The sequence below is a fragment of the Tardiphaga sp. 20_F10_N6_6 genome (genome assembly GCF_052076045.1).
GTDB lineage: Bacteria > Pseudomonadota > Alphaproteobacteria > Rhizobiales > Xanthobacteraceae > Tardiphaga > Tardiphaga robiniae.
In genome coordinates, this window is record NZ_CP197239.1 from 1,285,081 (window position 1) to 1,301,012 (window position 15,932).

16 protein-coding genes are annotated in these 15,932 nt (G+C 60.4%); 7 read left to right on the plus strand and 9 right to left on the minus strand.

Translation table 11 applies throughout. From position 1 onward, the window contains the following. Positions 1–107: 107 nt before the first annotated feature. Complete coding sequence (locus AB7813_RS06120; RefSeq protein ID WP_439058599.1) at positions 108–932, minus strand: alpha/beta fold hydrolase; 825 nt, start codon at positions 930–932, stop codon at positions 108–110. A gap of 337 nt (positions 933–1,269) precedes the next feature. Between AB7813_RS06120 and AB7813_RS06125 the strand changes: the two genes are divergently transcribed. Beyond that, on the plus strand, positions 1,270–2,307 hold the full coding sequence (locus tag AB7813_RS06125) for an alpha/beta fold hydrolase (RefSeq protein WP_231080487.1): 1,038 nt from the start codon (positions 1,270–1,272) through the stop codon (positions 2,305–2,307). A gap of 20 nt (positions 2,308–2,327) precedes the next feature. Continuing rightward, positions 2,328–3,278: a fatty acid desaturase gene (locus AB7813_RS06130; RefSeq protein WP_439064046.1), complete on the plus strand. Its 951-nt coding sequence runs from the start codon at positions 2,328–2,330 to the stop codon at positions 3,276–3,278. On the opposite strand, the gene AB7813_RS06135 is transcribed toward AB7813_RS06130, so the two are convergent. Both AB7813_RS06135 and AB7813_RS06140 read right to left on the minus strand, forming a co-directional pair. Further along, the gene (locus AB7813_RS06135) at positions 3,279–3,860 is read right to left on the minus strand and encodes a TetR/AcrR family transcriptional regulator (RefSeq protein WP_439064047.1); all 582 of its coding nucleotides are present in this window, start codon (positions 3,858–3,860) and stop codon (positions 3,279–3,281) included. 57 nt (positions 3,861–3,917) lie between these two features. Continuing rightward, a complete protein-coding gene (locus AB7813_RS06140; protein ID WP_439064048.1) occupies positions 3,918–5,885 on the minus strand; it encodes an adenylate/guanylate cyclase domain-containing protein in 1,968 nt (655 codons plus the stop codon). A 285-nt stretch (positions 5,886–6,170) separates the two neighbouring features. Here AB7813_RS06140 and AB7813_RS06145 point away from each other — a divergent pair, with 285 nt between their 5' ends. After that, the gene (locus tag AB7813_RS06145; RefSeq protein ID WP_439064049.1) at positions 6,171–6,554 is read left to right on the plus strand and encodes a hypothetical protein; all 384 of its coding nucleotides are present in this window, start codon (positions 6,171–6,173) and stop codon (positions 6,552–6,554) included. Between the two features lie 123 nt (positions 6,555–6,677). Here the strand turns inward: AB7813_RS06145 and AB7813_RS06150 are convergent, their stop codons facing one another. Beyond that, complete coding sequence (locus AB7813_RS06150) at positions 6,678–6,881, minus strand: cold-shock protein (RefSeq protein WP_089263958.1); 204 nt, start codon at positions 6,879–6,881, stop codon at positions 6,678–6,680. 463 nt (positions 6,882–7,344) lie between these two features. On the opposite strand from AB7813_RS06150, the gene AB7813_RS06155 reads away from it, so the two are divergent. After that, the gene (locus tag AB7813_RS06155) at positions 7,345–8,502 is read left to right on the plus strand and encodes an autotransporter outer membrane beta-barrel domain-containing protein (protein ID WP_439083365.1); all 1,158 of its coding nucleotides are present in this window, start codon (positions 7,345–7,347) and stop codon (positions 8,500–8,502) included. A 74-nt stretch (positions 8,503–8,576) separates the two neighbouring features. On the opposite strand, the gene AB7813_RS06160 is transcribed toward AB7813_RS06155, so the two are convergent. Continuing rightward, positions 8,577–9,410: a TerC family protein gene (locus AB7813_RS06160; protein WP_093758307.1), complete on the minus strand. Its 834-nt coding sequence runs from the start codon at positions 9,408–9,410 to the stop codon at positions 8,577–8,579. Between the two features lie 83 nt (positions 9,411–9,493). Next, on the minus strand, positions 9,494–9,916 hold the full coding sequence (ndk, locus tag AB7813_RS06165) for a nucleoside-diphosphate kinase (RefSeq protein ID WP_068731078.1): 423 nt from the start codon (positions 9,914–9,916) through the stop codon (positions 9,494–9,496). Between the two features lie 278 nt (positions 9,917–10,194). Here ndk and AB7813_RS06170 point away from each other — a divergent pair, with 278 nt between their 5' ends. The 3 genes from AB7813_RS06170 (at position 10,195) to AB7813_RS06180 (ending at position 12,763) form a co-directional block, all read left to right on the plus strand. After that, positions 10,195–10,458, plus strand: a complete 264-nt coding sequence (locus AB7813_RS06170) for a sulfur globule protein precursor (RefSeq protein WP_068731077.1) — start codon at positions 10,195–10,197, stop codon at positions 10,456–10,458. A 180-nt stretch (positions 10,459–10,638) separates the two neighbouring features. Further along, positions 10,639–10,815, plus strand: a complete 177-nt coding sequence (locus tag AB7813_RS06175) for a hypothetical protein (protein WP_175366131.1) — start codon at positions 10,639–10,641, stop codon at positions 10,813–10,815. A gap of 85 nt (positions 10,816–10,900) precedes the next feature. Beyond that, on the plus strand, positions 10,901–12,763 hold the full coding sequence (locus AB7813_RS06180; protein ID WP_439064051.1) for an ABC-F family ATP-binding cassette domain-containing protein: 1,863 nt from the start codon (positions 10,901–10,903) through the stop codon (positions 12,761–12,763). A gap of 40 nt (positions 12,764–12,803) precedes the next feature. Here AB7813_RS06180 and AB7813_RS06185 read toward each other — a convergent pair whose 3' ends face one another. From AB7813_RS06185 to AB7813_RS06195, 3 genes are all read right to left on the minus strand, one after another. Continuing rightward, positions 12,804–13,397, minus strand: a complete 594-nt coding sequence (locus tag AB7813_RS06185; RefSeq protein WP_246297406.1) for a hypothetical protein — start codon at positions 13,395–13,397, stop codon at positions 12,804–12,806. A gap of 84 nt (positions 13,398–13,481) precedes the next feature. After that, on the minus strand, positions 13,482–13,934 hold the full coding sequence (locus AB7813_RS06190; protein ID WP_093758304.1) for a DNA polymerase III subunit chi: 453 nt from the start codon (positions 13,932–13,934) through the stop codon (positions 13,482–13,484). A gap of 9 nt (positions 13,935–13,943) precedes the next feature. Further along, complete coding sequence (locus AB7813_RS06195; RefSeq protein WP_439064052.1) at positions 13,944–15,446, minus strand: leucyl aminopeptidase; 1,503 nt, start codon at positions 15,444–15,446, stop codon at positions 13,944–13,946. Between the last annotated feature and the right edge of the window lie 486 nt (positions 15,447–15,932).

Sequence of the window (15,932 nt, forward strand, 5' to 3'; positions counted from 1 at the left end):
ATCCCGGTCATCAACGAGGGACCGCTCAGTTCGCGAGCGCCGGTCGCAGGACCATTAAAGACAATGTGAACGACGCAACACGCACTGCGTCGTTCACACTGGTTCGTTTAGCTGCGAACAAATGCCAGCAGATCCGGGTTGATCACATCCGCATGGGTGGTCAGCATGCCGTGCGGGAAGCCCGGATAGGTCTTCAGCGTGCCGTTCTTGAGCAGCTTCACCGTCAGTGGTGCAGCGTCGGCATAAGGCACGATCTGGTCATCATCGCCGTGCAAAACGAGCACCGGCACATCGATCGCCTTCAGGTCTTCGGTGAAGTCGGTTTCCGAAAATGCCTTGATGCAATCATAGTGCGCCTTGGCGCCGCCGATCATGCCCTGCCGCCACCAGTTGTCGATCACGCCCTGATAGACTTTCGCGCCCGGCCGGTTGAAGCCGTAGAATGGCCCGGCCGGGACATCGACGTAGAACTGCGCGCGGTTGGCAACAAGCGCAGCACGGAAGCCGTCGAACACTTCGAGCGGCAGGCCGCCGGGATTGTTCTCGGTCTTGAGCATGATCGGCGGCACGGCGCTGACCAGCACCGCCTTGGCGACGCGTCCCTTCTTGGCACGTGCGACGTAACGCGCAACTTCGCCGCCGCCGGTGGAGTGACCGATATGCACGGCGTCCTTGAGATCGAGTGCATCGGTGAGTTCGGCGACGTCGGCCGCATAGGTGTCCATCTCATTACCGGTCGCGGTCTGGCTGGAGCGACCATGGCCACGGCGGTCGTGCGCGATGACGCGATAGCCCTGATTGAGGAAGAACATCATCTGGTTGTCCCAGTCGTCCGCACTTAGGGGCCAGCCGTGATGAAACACGATCGGCTGCCCGGTGCCCCAATCCTTGTAAAAAATCTCGGTGCCGTCTTTGGTGGTGATGGTTCCCATGATCCAGACTCCTTTGAGTGGGTTGCGGGCAAGCGCGACTTCGAATTCGCAGCGGCTTATGCGGACAACTTGGCCGCTTTCCGCCTCTGCGCCGATGACAGGCCAGTGAATAGACTAACGGGCCGCAAGTCTCTTGTACGTTTCGAATACAAAAACAAGATGTCGCCGAGCCGCCAACGGGCGACGACCAGCTCCATGCTATTCAGGCGGCAATGCCGAAGTTTCGGCATTGCGCTCTTCGCCAATTAATATACCAATAGTACAGTTATTAAATTTTGTCGAGCGGATCGCTTGTCGCACCCTCGGCAAGCGTCAACGGACCTTCCGGAGCTGCAGCATGAATACGCCGAACGACTACCAGATCTTCGAGGCGGGTGACGTGCTGCTGCAATCCGGCCAGCGGCACCCGCGCCTGCAGCTTGCTTACAAGACCTATGGCGCACTCAATGCTGCCAAAGATAACGTCATCCTCTATCCGACGTCGTTCGGCGCACAACACTACGACACTGAGTGGCTGATCGCGCCGGGCGCCGCACTCGATCCGGACCGCTACTTCATCGTCATCCCCAATCTGTTCGGAAACGGGCTGTCGTCATCGCCATCGAATTCGCTGGAAGCTCTGGCTGGCGCCCCCTATCCGAACATCAGCTATCATGACGCTATTTCGATCCAGCATCGCCTGCTGACCGAGCAATTCGGCATCGCCCGTCTGGCACTAGTCTATGGCTGGTCGATGGGCGGCATGCAGGCCTATCACTGGGCCGCCCGCTATCCGGACATGGTGGCACGCGCGGCAGTGGTCTGCGGCAGCGCCCGTTGTTCGCCGTTCAACGCCGTGTTTCTCGAAAGCGTGCGGGCCGCTCTAACGACCGATCCTGCCTTTGTCGATGGCCGCTTTGCTTCGAAACCATTGGCCGGTCTCCGCGCCATGGGACGCGTCTATGCAGGCTGGGCGATGTCGCACGGCTTCTACCGCGATGAGCTCTGGCGTGAGGCCGGCTTCACCTCACTGGGAGACTATCTGACACGATCATGGGATGTCGCCTTTGCGCATCGTGATGCCAACAATCTGCTCGCTCAACTCTGGACCTGGCAAAATGGCGATATCAGCCGCTGCGATGAATTCCGTGGCGACTTCCGGAAAGCCATGGCTGCTATCAAGGCGCGCGTTCTGCTGATGCCCGGACAAACTGACAACTATTTTCAGGTTGGCGACAACGAAGACGAACTCCCCCTGCTAACCAACGCACGCAAGGCCGAACTGTGTCCGATCCCCTCGCTGCACGGACACCGCGCCGGCAATCCCGTCAAGATTCCAACCGACGCAGCCTTCATCAACATGAAGGTCTCCACGCTGCTCGCCGCCGACGCCTGAACCGAGAACGGAACGAACCGATGACGATGGATGCAGTTGGCCATGGCAAGATCGAAACCCGCGCCCTAACGCCCGCACAGCTGAAGGACCTGTCGGTTCGCGCCAATCTTCCGGGGCTCATTCGCTCGATCAGCCATTATGCCTTGATCGCTTTGGTTGGAACGCTGATCTGGCAGGTCGCCACCCGCTACGGCGTGGTGTGGGCGATCCCGCTGATCATCATCCAGGGTTATCTCATCGCCTTCCTGTTCATGGCGGTGCACGAGGCCGCGCACAAGACTGTGTTCACCAGCCGGCGGCTGAACGAGGCCCTCGGCCATGTCTCGTCGCTGATGATCGTTCTACCCTATGAACACTATGCGCTATTTCACTGGGACCATCACCGCTTCACGCAGGATCCCGACCGCGATCCTGAACTCGTCACCGCGACAATTCCATCGTCGGATACCAGGCTCGCGATTGCCTATACCGGCATCGTGCAACTGACCAACCGGATCCGCCTGCTGGTCCGGCGTGCCGTGACCGGACAAGCCGTAGCGCCGTGGATCCCGGAATCCAAGCAAGGCATGGTGGTGCGCGAAGCCCGCATCTATGCCCTCGTCTATCTGGCGCTGCTGATCGCTTCTATCGCCTTCTCCAGCACGATGCTGCTGTGGTGCTGGCTCGTCCCGCTCTATGTCGGCCAGCTATTCCTGCGGCCCTATCTCTATGCCGAACACACCGGCTGCGAGCATACCCGCAGCGCCTATGAGAACACCCGCACGACCTATACCGATAGGCTGACGAAGTGGTTCACCTGGAACATGCCATTCCATGTCGAACATCACGCCTATCCGTCGGTGCCCTTCCACGCATTGCCAAAGCTCAACGCCATCATCGACGAACGTATCACGCATCGCGGTTGGGGTTACCGGGCCGTCACACGCGAAACCTGGCGCTGGTTTCGCCGCGCGCGGCAAGGCGGCATCTGACTATTGCACCGACAACACGGATTTGACGAGCTTGCGGGCATAGTCGGCCGTCAGCGGCCGAAATCCAAAGACATACTCATAAAACAGCGTGCCATAGATCCGATCATAGAGATCGCCGGCTGGCTCCGAAGCAACGATGCTGCCGTCCTTCTGGCCGTCCTTGATAATCGCCAGCGATATGTCCCGGCGGATACCGAGATAGCGTTCGGAGAAGATTTTCGCTGAACCGGTCCGCGAGATGCATTCGGCGATGACAGCGAGCTGTACCTTGCCAAAATCGCTGTTCAGCGCCACGGCATAGGCGGTGGCATGTTTCGTGATGCGCGTGAACGGATCGCCGCTCTCGGAAAGCGGTAGCATGGTCGACGCCTGCCGCAGAAATGCGTCGATCAGTACCGCTTCGCGCGACGGCCACCATTTATATATCGTCATCTTGGAAACGCCGGAATCCCGCGCAATCGCATCGATGGTCGTCGCAGCAAGCCCCTCAGCCGCCATCATGCGATAGGCGCTGTCCAGGATCGCATCCTCGGTCTCGACCGATCGAGGACGACCTCGCCGCACCGGGGTCACGTCGGTCATCGTCGCAATATTTCTCTGTTGGCTGCCATGCGTTCACTATAGCGCGGCCCCCTTAGATCAAACAGGGAAATTGGCGTGGCGATCAGACGCGGCGACGGAATGTTGGTCTCGCGCACCGAGCAACTCATAGATCTGCACTTCCGCGGCAAAGCCTTTCGGCTTGATCCGGGCGACGCTGCGGAAAAGGAACAGGGAGTCCACCCGCTCCTTGACGGCTTCGCTGACCAGGACGCTGGTTCCGTAGTCCTTGTTCAGCGTCTCGAGCCGTGACGCGAGATTTACGGTCGCGCCGAGCGCCGTGTAGTTCATGCGGTCGGGTGACCCGATATTGCCGATCATGACATCGCCGACATGCAGGCCAAACCGGGTCCTGTAGACGGGCCAGCCCTCACGCTCGAATTCCTCATTGAGCTTCCGATTGGCTTCGACGCAATCGAGCACAGCGGCGCAAGCCTGCGCGACATGGTTGGTGTGCTCGACGGGTGCGTTCCACAGCCCCATAACCGCATCGCCGATATATTTATCGACCGTGCCCTGATGCGTAGCAATGACGTCCGAAATCGCAGCGAAATAGCGCGACGTGTAGAGCATCACCCGGGTCGGATCTTCGTTCTCCGTCATTCCCGTGAAATTCTCGACATCCGTGAACAGGATGGTCGCTTCGCGGCGCTCTCCGCCCAATTGCATGGCCGTGCCGGTTTCGACCAGTTGCTGAACCAGACGCTTAGGAACGAAATTCGAGAATGTCTGCACCAGCGTACGCATGGTGAAGACCGATCGGCCGAGATCGTCGATTTCGCGGATCGGCGAACGCAGTTGCGGCATCGACGAAAACCGGAAATTCTGGATGCGATCGACCTCGCGCGCCAAAATTCGCAGGGAGAGCGACAGCTTGTTGCCGATCCAGAACGCAATCGGTACGGCCGCGAGCACAAAACAAAATGCGAGAATGAAGAGCGTGCGCTTTTCTTGCTCGATCTCGGCATAGAACTCATCGAGCGGAGCGAAGAAGCCAACGCGAAGATTGGCCGATCCAGCCATCTCTACAGGCCTGAATGCCGCCGCATAGGCACGCCCGGTTCCGTCATCGAAGAACTGTTGTTCAACGCCGGTCTGGCGCCACGCCTTGATAGCCGCAGTAGCGCCGATCGTATCGACATCGCTCAGTCGCGGCAGCTCCGACAGTTTGTTCGGCACACTCGTGGCTTCAAGCCAGCGGGACATCTCGGGATGCGCCAGCACCCGGTCGGCATCGTCGAACAGATAGGCCACCCCCGAATGCCCAAGCTGCTGCTTGCGCAGCATGGCCTCGGCTTCACTGAGCAGGATATCGCCGGCCACAACACCCCGCTGCCCCTCGACAATGGGCATCCGCAGCGTGTAGCCGATGTCACCGGTCTGATAGAAAATATAGGGCTCGGTCAGCAGACTGGCATTGGGCTCGAAGGCGCCGCGATACCACGGCCGAACGCGAGGATCGAAATCGACAGGCCCGGGCAGACTTGCCAAAGGCCGCAGCGCATCGTCGAGATAGGAGGTCGTGGTCTGAAGCGGTCCAAAATCGCCTGCTTTCACGATCGTGAACAGGCGAAATCTGGCCCCGTCCGGCGCCCCGAAGCGCGCTTTCACCCCAGCTCCCGTTCGGTCGATCAGGTCCATTTCCAGGAACGAGCCGTCCTCATATCCCATGTACAGGCTGAAGAGCTGCTTGTTGTTGCGCAGCATCGACGCCAGCAGGATGTTCAGCCGCGGGTTATTCTTGAGCTCCGCGGACTGGACCGATGTGATACCGCGCAGGATATCCAGATTGTCGTGAACGCTCTTGAGCTGCGCATCGATGCGATCGGTCGCAGCCTGCGCGACCACGCTGAGATACGACGAAGCCGCGGTCCGGATGATCGTATTGACCCTGCTGAAGCTGAGATAAACCAGCGCCAGACCGACCGTCAGGACGACGCCGACGAACAAGGCAATGATCGACGTCCTGAAGCCAATCCGGAAACGCGATCTCGCCGGCACCGTCATCGCAGGATGCTCCACACGCCAGCCAATCTGGCACCGCATATCGACAGGCCAGACCTGGCTGCGCCGGACGGGACGTCTCGCGGTATCATGATTCCGCCACGCAAGCGCAATTGCCGAGTATCTTTACGGTAAAGAAACCCGATCCGTGCTTACGACATCGGACAATGAGCTCACCTCGTCCAGTACGCCGGCAAGCGCCACGAGCTGCGACGATTGCAATGCCTCAATGGCAACTGCATAATTGAAACAATTGACTATTTTGGCTGTCACTTAAGGAAATGAAGAATGACGGGCGCCGATCTGGATGTGATCATCCGGCAGACTGCTAAGCAGCAAAACAAGACACTGATGGCAGCCGTCAAGGCACAACGCGATCGCTATGCGGGCCTGGCCGTAAAGGCCAAGGACAAGACCGCCAAGGACCGTTTCAAGCAACTGGCGAAGGACGTGACGGAGCAAGGCATGGCCGCCGCCAAGCGCCTTCAGATGTCCGCCGATAATGCCGCCGATAGCTATGCGCGATCGATGCGTAAGGCCGTTGAAGCACTTCAGATCGCAGAAGCAGCGCAAGTGATGAAGGCTCAGAACGCCGAAAAGGACACGGCCCCCAAGAAGGCTGTACCCGCCAAGAAAACGGCCAAAAAGGCGAAGAAGCCAAAGAAGCGATAATGCGGGCATAACCTCGCCCGCTCGGCACGATCCGCACCGGAGCTACAAAAGGCCCGGCTTGCGCCGGAGTTACATCAGTCGGCCGGCCCATATGTATGTCAGGGTCGGCACAGCAAGACTTAGTTATGAGACCTTGAGGTTCTCGGCAGACGCCTTGCCGCGATTTTCCACCAGGTCGTATTCGATGGTCTGATTTTCATTGAGGGTGCTAAGGCCCGCGCGCTCCACGGCGGAGATGTGCACGAAGACATCCTTGTCGCCGACAGTCGGCTTGATGAAGCCATAACCCTTGGTGGGGTTGAACCATTTGACGGTGCCCTTCTGCATCGCCTGTCTCCCGATCTAGATACAAAAAAGACGCGGCCACGCATCATGCGTACCACGCCACAAGCGGGCTTCCCGGTGTCTGCTGAATGTCCTGCTCGCAAAACGCACAGTCGAACGGCCTCAATCCGATTGCGCAAGAATTCCAACATGAAAATTTTGGCTACGCAAGTCTTCGGCTTTTTACGGCAGAGGTTTTGATATCCCCGGCCGCGTTCAAACGTACCTATCGAAAGCCGCTGACCGGACCCATGAGCAGACGTGCCGGATTGAAACATCGTCGGCCCGTCCTGCGTGAATGGCCATAACGTGATGAAAAGCGACACGAATCCGCTGTGGCAATCGCACAACAATACGCGTCAATCGCCACCGGAGGCGCTCAATGCGCAGCGGCAATGCTCATTGGATCGCGTATGCTCTGCCGCAGTCGAACGGCACTGCAGCGACAATTTCGAAACGAGTAACAATGCGCGATCCATCGCGATACGCCCAAACGGACAGGCGCCCGGCTGCCAGTCGGCAACGCCGGACCATTGTACTCGGCCTTGCCGTCGCGCTTGTCGTTGCGCCTTCGCTTGCATCCGCCCAGGTCGCGCCGCCGCCTACCACGCCGCCCCCAACCACGCCGCCACCGCCAGCAGCCGCACCGGTGCCCTCATCGACCGACTTCAACGCCGGGCAATCCGCCGGCATCGCCATCAGCGATCTCGGTAGCCAGTTCCTGCGCCGCCTCGGCGATCAGGCAAGCTACGGCTTCAACCGCGCGTCGCGCGCCAATCCCGGCGGCGGCGGTGCGTCGGAGACCACCGAGACGCCCCGCTTCCGAAGCTGGGCCGAATTCTATGGCGTTGGCGCGCATACCAGCACGATCGGGGATTTCGTCGGCGACAAGCGCCGGACCATCGGCGGCGTCGCCGGGATCGGCGCGCGGCTGATGCCGGGTGTCAATGTCGGGCTGTCGGTGGACCAGAGCCACACCACGATCGATGTTCCGCTGGCGCTGCAATCAGCGACGCTCGACCTCACGCAAATCGGAGTCAACGCTTCGGTCGACCAAGGCGCCTGGACCTGGGCAATCGCATTGGTGCACGGCTTCGGCGACATCAACTCGCGCCGCGACACGGGTCTGGGGCTCGCGAGCGCCGGCTACAATGCGCGGATCGACGGCGCGCTCACCGAGCTGAGCTATTACTGGAGTTACGAACAGGCACGGATCGTGCCCAAGGCTGCTTTCGAATACACCCGCGCGACGACCGGCGCGATGCAGGAGCTTGGCGGCCTCAATCCTGTCAACGCGAGCGGCGCCTCAGCCGAGCGTGCGCGTATCCTGATTGGCGCAGAAGTCGGTCGTTACTGGATATTCGATCAGAAGATTCTGGATCTGTCGGGCTATGCCAAATTCGTCGACAACGTGCATCAGCGCTTTAGCAACGTCACGGTTAGCCTGGGTTCCGAGAGCATCACCGTTCAGGGGATTGGCGAAAGCCAGTACGGCGCGGATGCCGGCGCATCGGCGTCGCTGAGCCTCAGCAACACCGCGCGTCTCTATCTCAATTATGACGGCAAGTTCCGCGCCTATTCGCAGTCCCACCAAGGAACGCTGGGCGTCGAATTCAAGTTCTAGAAATGATCAGGTTCTAGAAACAAAAAAGTGGGCGAAAGGCAAATACCCCTCGCCCACCCTGCGCTTTTAATGCGTTAGGCTGCCTGTTCGGCGTGCCCTGCCATGCTGCGACGACGCCACAACGTTCCGACAGCGAGCACCACAGCGACACCAATCAGACCGCAGACGATCTCGCCACCATGTCCCCCATTGGTGAAACGAACGCCAAGGCCCAGCGATGACATCAGGCTGTCGAGGCCAGTGCCGACCGAGCCGCTGAAGAAGCTGTGCATCAGCGGCAGGACCGCAGGATCCGTCGCGATCACTTCGCCGGCGACCCAGCCCAGCAGGGCCGCACCGAGCCAGACCAGAACGGGCAGACGGGTCAGCAGCGCCATGATCAGCGCCGCGCCGGCGACGATCAGCGGGACGCTGATGGCCAGGCCAAGGATCAGCAGCGGCACGCTGCCATTGGCAGCGGCAGCAACTGCAATGACGTTGTCGAGGCTCATCACGATGTCGGCAACGACGACGATCTGCACGGCGGCCCACAGATGCGAGGCAGCCTTTACGCCGTCCTCTTCTTCCTGCTCGGGGACCAGCAGTTTGGCCGCGATCACGATCAGCGCGAGACCACCCACCAGCTTGAGGTATGGCAGTTCCATCAATGTGGCGACGATGCCGGTGAAAATGATGCGCAGGATGACGGCCGCAGCGGCACCGAGGATCATGCCCCACATGCGCTGCTTCGGTTCGAGACCGCGGCAGGCCAGTGCAATCACCAGCGCGTTGTCGCCGGACAGCAGAACGTTGATCCAGATGATCTTGCCAACGGCTACCCAGAATGCGGGCTGCTGCATTTCGACCTGAAACTGAACGAAAACCGACTTGATCGTCGCCGGATCGAGAATATGCAGCAACCAGTCCACAGCGCGCCCCTTTGTTTGTTCGTTTTGATTGGAAAGGTCGGCGCGCCCCCGCGCGCCGACCGGTCGTCAATTCGGCTGGAAGTTTAGCCGACGATCTCGTTGCCCGAGAAGAACTGTGCGATCTCGATCGCCGCAGTTTCCGGAGCGTCCGAACCATGAACCGAGTTCTCGCCGATCGACTTGGCGTGAAGCTTGCGGATGGTGCCATCAGCAGCCTTCGACGGATCGGTTGCGCCCATCACATCGCGATGCTTGAGGACGGCGTTCTCGCCTTCCAGCACCTGCACGACAACCGGACCCGAGGTCATGAAGTCCACCAGTTCGCCGAAGAAGGGGCGTTCCTTGTGAACGGCGTAGAAGGTGCCGGCCTGTTCGCGGGTCATGCGGATGCGCTTTTGCGCGACGATCCGCAGGCCGGCCTTTTCGATCAGCGCGTTGATCGCACCGGTCAGATTGCGCTCGGTCGCGTCGGGCTTCAGAATCGAAAAGGTACGCTCGATAGCCATGATTTATCCTTGAATAACAGTCGCTGGAAGATGGCGGCTTATATCGACGCCATCCGGGAACGGCAAGCGATCCGTCTAAATGTCGCAGGCCCCTTTTTGGCCAATCCCGTGCCGAAATTACCGAGATGTCATCCACATGAACCATTCCTGACAGGATTGGCGCGATCCGGTTCAGCTTCCTCCTCCTAGACTGCCTGCAATGACCCCGGCCAACGGCATTTGCCCCCGGTGCCATGTTCACGGCAGGCGCAACACGCGCCGTACCAGAGGAGATGAGAATGTTCCGCAAGATCGCACTGACTTTGGTTGCAGCGGCCTCATTGGGCGCCGCGGCGCTGGCTCCGACCTCGGCTTCCGCCTGGGGCGGCCACGGCGGATGGCACGGCGGTGGCTGGCATGGCGGCGGATGGCATCGCGGCTGGGGCGGGCCACGCTTCGTCGGCGGGCCGGTTTACGGCTATGGCGGCGGCGGATGTCTCGTCCGCCGGGTCGTTCCGACCCCGTGGGGACCGCGTTGGCGACTGGTCAATCGCTGCTACTGACGCTCCACGAGCAGAGAAATACCGCCCGGCCGTTCCCTCGGCCGGGCTTTTTCTTGGCAGATCCATCGACGATTCATCGAATTTTGACTCAAACAGCCTCAAATCCATAAATCTTGAAACAATTTCGGCCCGGACGACTTGCCTTAGTGTCATTCAACTGCCACGAGCGCCGGGAAGACAATGCAGAACCAGTTCATCAATGATGGCGAAGAACACATCGACCGCACCACCAGCGTGGCGATCTGCAATGCCATCGGCGAGCGGTTGCGCCGTGATATCGGGTCGGATGATGACACCCTGCCCTCCCATCTCCAGACGTTGATCGACCGGATGCGGCAGCAGGACGAAAAGCGGTAGCCGTTGACGGCATAATTGACCTTCCGCGCACCAGCAGCGAGCAAATCGGGGTTGCCTTTGTGCGTCGCAGCGGTGACAACCCCGCATGCTTTCCATCACAGACATTTCGATCCGGATCGCCGGACGCCTGCTCATTGACGAGAGCACGGTACAGATTGCGCCGGGAGCCCGCGTGGGTTTCGTGGGCCGCAACGGCGTCGGTAAATCGACACTTTTTCACGCCATTCGCGGCGATCTGGCCACCGAAACCGGAAGTATTTCGATTCCGCCCCGCTGGCGTATCGGCAGCCTCGCCCAGGAGGCGCCGGACGGCCCCGAAAGCCTGATCTCCGTCGTCTTGAAAGCCGATCTCGAGCGCGACGCATTGCTGAAGGAAGCTGAGACCGCCTCCGATCCGGAGCGCATTTCCGACATCCAGACCCGCCTTGTCGATATCGATGCGCATTCCGCGCCCGCTCGCGCCGCAGCGATTCTGAGCGGCCTTGGCTTTTCGGCTGACGCCCAGTTGCGCTCCTGTTCCGAATTCTCTGGCGGCTGGCGCATGCGCGTCGCGCTTGCGGCCACGTTGTTCTCAGCGCCGGACCTGTTGCTGCTGGACGAACCGACCAACTATCTGGATCTCGAAGGCACGCTGTGGCTCGAGGATCATCTCGCCAACTATCCGCGCACGGTCATCGTCATCAGCCATGACCGCGACCTGCTCGATACGTCGGTGAACGAGATCCTGCATCTCGACCGTGGCAAGCTCGTGCATTATCGCGGGACTTACTCAAATTACGAAGAGTTCCACGCTAACAAGGAGGCACTCGACGCCAAGAACGTCAAGCGTCAGGAAGCCGAGCGCAAGCGGCTGCAGGACTTCGTCGATCGCTTCAAGGCCAAGGCCTCCAAGGCACGTCAGGCACAATCGCGCGTAAAGATGCTTGAGCGCATGAAGCCAATCTCGGCGCTAGTAACGCAAGACGTGCGCGAGATCGTCTTCCCTGCGCCCGAAAAGATCCTGTCGCCGCCGATTCTCGCAGTGGACAATGTGTCGGTCGGCTATGAGCCCGGCAAGCCGGTCCTCAATCAGGTGACACTCCGCATCGATACCGAGGATCGCATTGCCCTGCTCGGCTCCAACGGCAACGGCAAGTCGACGCTGGTCAAGCTGCTGGCAAACAAGCTGAAGCCATTTTCGGGATCGATTACGCGCGCCGACAAACTGTCGATTGCTTACTTTGCCCAGCATCAGCTCGACGAATTGGTGATGGACAACTCCGTCTATGATCACGTCCGCAAGCTGATGCCCGACATGCCGGAATCGAAAATCCGCGCGCGCGCCGGCAATATCGGCTTTTCCGGCAAGGCCGCGGATACGATCGTAAAAAGCCTGTCCGGCGGCGAAAAGGCGCGGCTACTGCTGGGGCTCGCGACGTTCTACGGTCCGAACATGATCATTCTGGACGAACCGACCAACCATCTCGATATCGACAGCCGCGCAGCGCTGGCCGAAGCGATCAACGAATTCCCCGGCGCGGTGATCATGGTCTCGCATGATCGCTATCTGATCGAGGCCTGCGCAGACCAGCTCTGGGTCGTGGCCGACCGCACCGTCACCAATTTCGACGGCGATCTCGACGACTATCGCAAAGTCGTCATGCAAGCCCGCGGCATGCGCGCGCCGACACGCGACCGCGCAAACACGGACCGCGAAAAGCTGGCGAAGCCTAAAGAAAAGAAGGTCCCGCTCAAGCAGCAGGTCGCCGAAGCAGAATCCGAGATGGAGCGGATCACCGCCATCATCGCCAAGATCGATACTGCGCTCGCATTGCCTGACCTGTTCAAGAAAGATCCGAAGCAGGCCACGCAACTCACCAAAGCGCGCGCCGCTGCGGCGGACGCATTGCAACGCGCCGAAGAGCAATGGCTGAGCGCGAGTTCTCTGCATGAAGAAGCGAACGGCTGAAAACGCAGCCGTCGCTTACTTCGACATCATCACGAAAAGATCAGGTCGCGGCGCGCTTCTTCGCCTTCGGACGCGCGGTCTTCGGCTGCTCAACTTCCGGACCGCGTTCGACCACGGTCAGACGACCGGCGGTAAACGTATAGATGCCAGCGCGCGGACCGCGCAGATAGGTCAGCACGGCAACGCGATCGCCGCGCGGGCTGGTCGAGAGACTGACATTGTCTGGTGCGCCTGCACCGCGCGCCACGTCGCATTCGGTATGGCCGAGCGCCACGACGCCAGTTTGAACCGGCGCACCAGCGGTACCATCGGCAAGCGCGTTGGCATCACGCGGCGCCATGCCCGGGCACGCACCGTCAGCGCTGATGAGATCCTGCGGACTGACGGCCTGCTCAGGCGACAGCGGCGGCGTCTCAATCGAAACATTCTTGATGAACACGCGACCTGGCTTGGAGAACCAGTCGGCATCCTTGGACAGCAGGTCCGTGGAGAATGCGTCACCGCCCACGCCGGCGCAGCCAGCAAGCAATGGCGCAGCAAGCAGCAGCACGAGCAGACCGTTTCGATGAAGCTTTTCTTGTCGCACGATTACGCAACCCCAAGACAGGCGATAAGCGCCTGTAACATCATTCATTTGCGGCACCACCATGACACAGCGGCAGATACCGGTGAGGAAATCTACAATTATCATTAATTGCAGCAGATCGCCAATCGCCAGCTAATTCTTACGCTGCCACCGGCCACGTTCATCGGTCTGCCAGTAAGTGGCGGTAAAGCCCCTCGCCTTACAATCAGTCCAGGCTGCTCGCGCTGCAGCGAGCGCATCGGCATCGTCGCCGTTGAATACCAGCACCATGCGCTCATAGCCGTCGGCATCCGCCGGCACTGCTGCGCTGTCCACAAGGAACCGGACCTGGGCACGATTGGGATTCCCCTCTTCGATCGCGAGAATGATCGGCTGATCCGCAGCGTCCGCCACACGCCAGGTGGCGTGCGGCAGAAATGAATCATCACGATAGGTCCACAAATGCGCATCGAGCGCATCGGCGCGTTCTTCTGACGTGGATTGCACCACGACACGCCAGCCGCGCTCGAGTGACTTCTCGAGCAGCGGCGGCAGCACGCTCTCCAGCGTCATGTTCTGCAGGTGATAGAACAGGACCTCGGTCATCGTGTCGGACTACTTCTTCGCCTCGTAATAGTCGGCCACAAGCCGATCCAGCAGCCGCACGCCGTAACCCGAGCCCCAGCTCTGATTGATCTCTGTCTTCGGCGCGCCCATGGCGGTGCCGGCGATATCGAGATGCGCCCACGGCGTATCGTCGACGAAACGCTGCAGGAACTGCGCCGCAGTGATCGAGCCGCCATTGCGCGTGCCGGTGTTCTTCATGTCGGCGAATTGCGAGTCGATCTGCTTGTCGTATTCCGGACCGAGCGGCATCCGCCAGACACGTTCGCCGGTGGTCTGTCCCACGGTGGACAGACGCTCTGCGAGTTCATCATTGTTGGAGAACATGCCAGCATATTCGGTACCGAGCGCGACCATGATCGCACCGGTCAGCGTCGCCAGATCGACCATGAATTTCGGCTTGAACTTCTTCGCCACATACCAGAGCACATCGGCCAGTACGAGACGGCCTTCAGCGTCGGTGTTGATGATTTCGATGGTCTGACCGGACATCGACGTCACGATGTCGCCCGGACGCTGCGCGTTGCCATCCGGCATGTTTTCGACGATGCCGATGGCGCCAACCACATTGACCTTGGCCTTGCGGCCCGCGAGTGCATGCATCAGGCCAACGACGCAGGCTGCGCCGCCCATATCGCCCTTCATGTCTTCCATGCTGCCGGCCGGCTTGATGGAGATGCCACCGGTATCAAAGGTGACGCCCTTGCCGACGAAGGCGACGGGCTGCTCGCCCTTCTTGCCACCGTTCCAGCGCATCACCACCATGCGGCCGGGACGCACAGATCCCTGGGACACACCGAGCAGCGCGCCCATGCCAAGCTTGGTCATCGCCTTGACGTCGAGCACTTCGACCGTGACGCCGAGCTTCTTTAACTCACCTGCGCGGCGCGCGAATTCGGCGGGAAACAGCACATTCGGCGGCTCATTCACGAGTTCGCGGGCCAGCACGACGCCGTTGACGATATGATTGCCCGGCACAAAGGCCCTCTTGGCTGCAGCGACGTCACCGACGGCCAACGAAACCGCGACGCTGCCGGGCGTCTCGTCGGCATCCTTCTTCTTGGTTTTGTAACGATCGAATTTGTAGGCGCGCAGCAATACGCCGGAGGCAACCGATGCCGCCTGCTCCGGCGTCATTGCACCCGAAGCCAGCTCCGCGATGACGGTCACCGCCTCATTGCTGCCGCCGACCTTGCCGGCGAGCACGCCGCCAAATTTCAGCAGATCGGTCTCCTTCAGATCGGCCGGCTTGCCGGTGCCGATCACGATGAGACGGGACGCCTTGATGCCGTCTGGGGCCAGGATGTCGAGCGTCGACGCGCTCTTGCCCTTGAACTTGCTGGTTGTAGCCGCGCGCTTCACAGTTGCTGCGGCGTCCCCGAGAGCCTTGGTCGCGGCAGGACCGAATTTCAGCGCTTCGTCGCAGAACACCACAAGAGCACCGCGCGCAGCAGTGGCAAACGGGACGAAGCCGACCTTGACGGCGTCGGACATGGCAAATTCCTCCAGAAGATCAGGGCTGTCGCAGGGGTCGGCGCGGAATCCGGTCAGTGCGGCGGGGTTCAAGTGTTTTGTTGTCGTCGCAGCGTGAACCGTCAAGACAGGTTCTGACCGAAACCGCCAAGGATCGATAGTTTCTTGTGTTTCCCCCGAGGGAAACCAAACCGCCCGTAACCCACGATTCGGGCATTGCCTGTGTCCGAATGTGTCGACTCTGGCCTTAGGCGACGGTCTTGCCAACGAATAGGCCCCACCGACGGATACGCCTCCTCGTCGCCACGCGGGTTGCGAAGCATTTCAGTGGCCCAAGGGACACATCAGGCACATAATTAACCATATCTTGAGCGAGCCATCCCCCGGCCATTTTGTTGACCAATCAAAGGGATGCTAAGTGAGATGATGGGCTAGTGAGGATCGCGGCATGTCCTCGGGGGTCCCCCTTGCGGGATTGGGCATGCGGGCGGCTTTAACGGCCGGAAT